Origin of the sequence: Mesotoga sp. HF07.pep.5.2.highcov, assembly GCF_003666285.1 — a bacterium.
In the GTDB taxonomy this organism is placed as follows: domain Bacteria; phylum Thermotogota; class Thermotogae; order Petrotogales; family Kosmotogaceae; genus Mesotoga; species Mesotoga prima.
The window spans coordinates 1-4,821 of the sequence record NZ_JFHJ01000689.1 but is presented as its reverse complement, the minus strand read 5'-3'; the positions used below and the strand labels follow the sequence as shown (position 1 = coordinate 4,821).

The 4,821-nt window shown below is 45.6% G+C and carries 4 protein-coding genes and 1 pseudogene; 3 read left to right on the top strand and 2 right to left on the bottom strand.

From position 1 onward, the window contains the following. Positions 1-501: pseudogene (locus BG32_RS14690) on the bottom strand (class I SAM-dependent rRNA methyltransferase); the annotation flags it as partial. Then, on the bottom strand, positions 501-944 hold the full coding sequence (ndk, locus tag BG32_RS14685; protein WP_006486746.1) for a nucleoside-diphosphate kinase: 444 nt from the start codon (positions 942-944) through the stop codon (positions 501-503). The pseudogene BG32_RS14690 and the gene ndk, both read right to left, overlap by 1 nt. 125 nt (positions 945-1,069) lie before the next feature. Here ndk and BG32_RS14680 point away from each other — a divergent pair, with 125 nt between their 5' ends. The 3 genes from BG32_RS14680 to BG32_RS14670 all read left to right on the top strand — a co-directional run. Beyond that, positions 1,070-2,020, top strand: coding sequence for a hypothetical protein (locus BG32_RS14680; RefSeq protein ID WP_259459787.1), 951 nt, complete (start codon positions 1,070-1,072; stop codon positions 2,018-2,020). A gap of 1 nt (position 2,021) precedes the next feature. Next, the gene (locus tag BG32_RS14675) at positions 2,022-2,906 is read left to right on the top strand and encodes a regulatory iron-sulfur-containing complex subunit RicT (protein ID WP_006486742.1); all 885 of its coding nucleotides are present in this window, start codon (positions 2,022-2,024) and stop codon (positions 2,904-2,906) included. A 20-nt stretch (positions 2,907-2,926) separates the two neighbouring features. After that, the coding region (locus BG32_RS14670) for a transketolase (protein WP_121527041.1) at positions 2,927-4,821 on the top strand (1,895 nt) is incomplete at its 3' end.

Below are 4,821 nucleotides of genomic sequence, written 5' to 3'. Positions count from 1 at the left end.
GCCCGTGTGTCTCTCAATCTTCTCGTCGACTCCCATTTCGAAGTCACTGCGTTCGTAGATTCCATTAGGTTTAACAATGTCCCTGAGGAGTCTCAAAATCATTTCCCTTTTTTGCTGAATGATAAGATTTCTGAACTGTATTGCAATAATCTCTCCATATCGATCGATTACCAGTCCAGGAAGCCTGTCGCCCTCACCGTGAACAAGTCTGTAAAAAGGTCTGCTGAAAAGCCTTTCTCTCTTCCGTAAGGCATTGCTCAACAGACGTCCAAAGAAGCCTTCTCCAAGCTCCTCATCCTTATTAGTGAGAACCATGATTGCCCGACTTGAAAAGGGACTGAAGAATCCCTTTCCCAGGAATTCATAACCGGCCGAGAACACATTGACTTCGCATACTTTGTCTGTTGGGCCTTCGAGTGACATGATTTCGTCCTTGAAGATCCAAGGATAAGAATTAAGGACCTTTCCCTCCTTTCCTTTTTTTATTCGAGCAATTAGCATTAAAGCTGGCCTTCAATCACGAGTGAGTAATCGTTGATCTCACTTTCATCAAAGAATATCCTTGCCTCTCGCTCGGCACTCTCGACAGAATCCGAAGCATGAATCAGGTTCTTTCGAACTGAAACACCAAACGAACCTCTAATGCTTCCGGGGTATGCCTCTGTCGGATCGGTCTTTCCGACCAAAACTCTAAGTCTTTTTACGGCATCTTCACCTTCTAGAATCATCGCCACCACAGGGCCGGACTGCACGAACGCCAGCAGGGGTTCATAAAACTCCTTTCCGGCGTGTTCTCGATACAATTCTCTTGCTCTCGATTCTGAGATCCTGAGCATTTTCAGGGCGACGATTTTAAAGCCCTTTTCTTCGATTCTCCTTATTATTTCGCCGACAAGACCTCGCTGTATCGAGTTTGGCTTTAGATATGCAAATGTTCTCTCCACAATACTTCCCTCCGCTCAAAAACTATATTCGTTGCTATAATTAAAACATGCAGTGGTTCGATGGAGTAGTTAACGATAGACTTTCCCGACTCTTGACGCGCAGTTCGGGCATAAGTATTACTTTGGTGGGCAGGGACAGCGAATACCTGAAAGTCCTGGCAACGTCGATAGTTGAAGGCGATCCGAAATGGAGTAAAAGGCGATACGTAGAAGATTTTCTTCTGATCGAGCCTGAAAGCGGAAACATAGGCATCGATAGAATTCGCGACATAGAAGAAATCATGCTTCATAGACCGTCGGGAGACGGGAAGAAGTACGTGCTCATTCATCAATGTGAAAGGATGACAGATGAGAGTGCTAACGCTTTTCTGAAAATCCTTGAAGAGCCTCCCAGTTTTGCAACCCTCATCATGACGACAACCTCCTGGCAGTCCCTTTTGCCGACAATTAGGAGCAGAACCGTTTCGATGAGGGGCGAGGTTCCGAGAGAATTGATGGATGAACTCAGAGCAAAGTACGGAAAACGTGTTCCGGAAATCTTTGCAGCTTCGAGGGAGAACTTCACCATCTTAAGATACTTTCTAGAGCAGAATCCCGATTCAGTCGAGTCCGCTTCTTTTGAGGTTCCTTCAGATCTTGACGGTCTGGTTGAACTGATTAAGGAGGATGTCTCGGAGAGTTTCGAATCGATTGTGAGAAAAAGAAGAGCATTTGTAGCTCTCAGTAAAAATTTCATATCGACTGACAGTTTTTTCTCGACTTTCAGACGGGTTTCCTCTGTCTTCACCGGCTCCGGATCATTCGAGAGGGCTCGGGAATTAGTGAAGGTTGTCAGAAGCATTTTGAGCGACGCGGTTATTGCTTCAGTAAATCCCAGCAGTAAGTCGGTTACTAACCTTGATCTGATAGAATGGCTAGTAGACTTCGATTTGGGAAAGGAAATTATGACGGATTTCATTTGGTGCGACAGGTTTCTGAGACAGAGAACATCTTCACTGAGTTCTACGTTAGTTGCTTTAAGAGCTCTAAATTCGCTTTCCAGAAACCTTTTGAGAAGAGAAAACGGAGGTAATTGAGATGCCTGAGATATATGGAACGGTGTACGGAGTGGAATTCCACCCTGTTGGGAAACTCTATCAGTACACATCGAGTGAGGGACTGTTGAAGCAGGGCGACTATGTATTGGCAATTAGCGAATTCGGACTCGATGTAGGCAAGGTGATGTACGGCCCTGTTGAAATCAGGATTGATGATTCGAAGGAAGAGCTGAAGCCGATTGTCAGAGTTATGACTGACGAGGACTGGGAAACTGACTCTAAGAATAAAGAAGAGGCAAAAGAGGCAATGAAGACTTGTCAGGAACTGATAGAGAAACACTCGCTTCCAATGAGACTGTTAGAGGCGAGATACATGTTTGACCGTTCGAGAATCGTCTTTTATTTTGGCGCCGACAGCAGGGTTGACTTCAGAGAACTCGTGAAGGACCTTGCGCGGGCGTTCAGAACGAGAATAGAACTGAGACAGGTAGGTATACGGGACGAGGTTAAGATGAAGGGTAGCCTTGGGCTTTGCGGTATGACGGCTTGCTGCGTTCGTTTCCTCAGGCAGTTTGAAAGCATAACTCTCAAGCATGCGAAAAAGCAGCAGTTGTTGATAAATCCTGCAAAGATCTCTGGTAGATGTGGAAGGCTGCTTTGCTGCCTTTCGTACGAACAGGAACTTTACGAGAATGAGCTCAAAGATATTCCGGATGAGGGTTCTCTTGTTGATTATGAAGGAAAGACCTGCAAGGTCTTGACAGTCAATATTTTCATGAAGATCATTACTCTTGTGTCCGATGACGGACAGATGTTGAAGGTTCAGTTTGAGGATTTCAGAAAGAGTCAGAGAGCAATCATTCAGGACACAAACCCTGATGAGCTTATAAAGAACAGGGATGAAGATATTTCTATTGACGACTGAAGGATGAATGGAGGTTGGATATGGCGGGATTACGAACGAGAGAAGAATTGAAAAGACTTGAAGATCTTGGAAGGATATGCAGAGGTGACATCATAAAAATGACCACGGTAGCAAACTCAGGTCATCCCGGTGGTTCGATGTCATCGATAGACATCTTCCTTTCGATCTATGATTTTGCAAAGAATGATCCGAATAAACCATTTGATCCTGAACGCGACAGGGTTATTGTAAGTCACGGTCACACATCGCCGGGTGTTTACTCGACCCTCGGAAGGCTGGGCTTTGTTGATATCGATGAAGTAATTGCTGGCTTCAGACATCCAGGCTCGATATTTGAGGGTCACATAACAAGGGGAATTCCTGGAGTAGAATGGACGACTGGAAATCTCGGGCAGGGACTGTCGGTCGGTGTCGGTATGGCCTTAGCATCAAAGCTGAGTGGTAAGAACAATAGAGTCTTTGTTGCAATGAGCGATGCCGAGCAGGCGAAGGGTCAGGTTGGAGAGGCCAGAAGAACTGCCGTGAAGTGCGGGCTTGACAATCTGGTTGTTGTCATAGATTACAACGATGCTCAGATTTCGGGGAGAGCCCACAACATTATGTATGTCGACATTAAGGCCAATTATCTTGCCGATGGATGGAAGGTAATTGAGGTGGACGGCCACGACTATCTGGAACTGAACGAAGCTCTTGTCGAGGCTGAAGATTCAAAGGGGCCCGTGGTAGTTATTGGAAAGACAATCATGGGAAAGGGAGTTTCCTTCATGGAAGGCGATGTTTCTTACCATGGGAAACCTCTGGACTTTGAAAAAGCCGCTTTAGCTCTTGCCGAACTGGGTCTAGAGAACGATATCGATAGATTCGTTCAAATGAGAAAAGTTCTTCCTTCTTATCACGAGCCGGTTCAGGCAATAGACGAAGATGTCAAACCTTTCACGGGGGATCCTATAGTCTATCCAGTTGAAAAGAAAACCGACAATAGATCTGCTTTCGGAAAGGCGGTTGGAGATATTGGAAGACTGAACAAAGGCAAACTTCCAGTGATGGTTGTAGACTGTGACCTGAAACCTTCAACGAAAGTGAGCGAGTTTGAAAAAGTCTGGCCTGAAAACTTCGTTCAGATTGGTGTTCAGGAACATAACGCAGCGACATTGGCCGGTGCCGCTTCGGTGTGTGGTGTCCTAACCTTCTTCGCAGACTTTGGAGTGTTCGGTGTCGATGAGACTTATAATCAGCAGCGCCTAAACGATATAAACAAGGCAAACGTAAAAGTTGGAGTGACTCACGTGGGAATCGACGTGGGTGAAGACGGAAAGACTCACCACTGTCTTGATTACATAGGAGCTCTAAGAAATTTCTACGGCTTCAAACTCATAGTGCCTGCCGATCCAAATCAAACTGACAAAGCGGTAAGATTCATGAGCGAGACGAAAGGGAACTTTGTTATCGCCATGGGAAGATCTACAATGAACCCAGTGGCCGATGAAAATGGAAATCCTTTCTTCGGAGAGGAATATAAATTCGAATATGGAAAGGTCGATGTAATAAGAAAGGGAAAGGATATTACCCTCGTCACGACGGGTCAGGTGACTCACCACGCAGTTAAAGCTGCCGACGAGCTTAGATCTCACGGAATAGAAGTCGCTGTTCTAAACGTGAGCTGTCCTCTTGGAGCGAATTTTGACAGCGTAAAGGAGTTCTTCTCCTCTATTGTTATTTCTTTAGAAGACCACAATGTGGCAAGCGGTCTCGGTTCAATCCTCGCTGACTACCTAGTAGGCTCTGGAATTATACCGAAAAGTTTCGAGAAGATCGGTGTCGAGAGATACATGTTCTCCGGAGACAACGAACTGCTTTATGATCTCGCAGGTTTGTCCAGCAAAGCAATAGTCGAAAGGATCAGGGGTATCATTAA

Excerpts from the sequence above, each read along its gene's own strand:
- BG32_RS14675 (WP_006486742.1), top strand. The coding sequence starts at position 2,022 with ATGCCTGAGATATATGGAACGGTGTACGGAGTGGAATTCCACCCTGTT.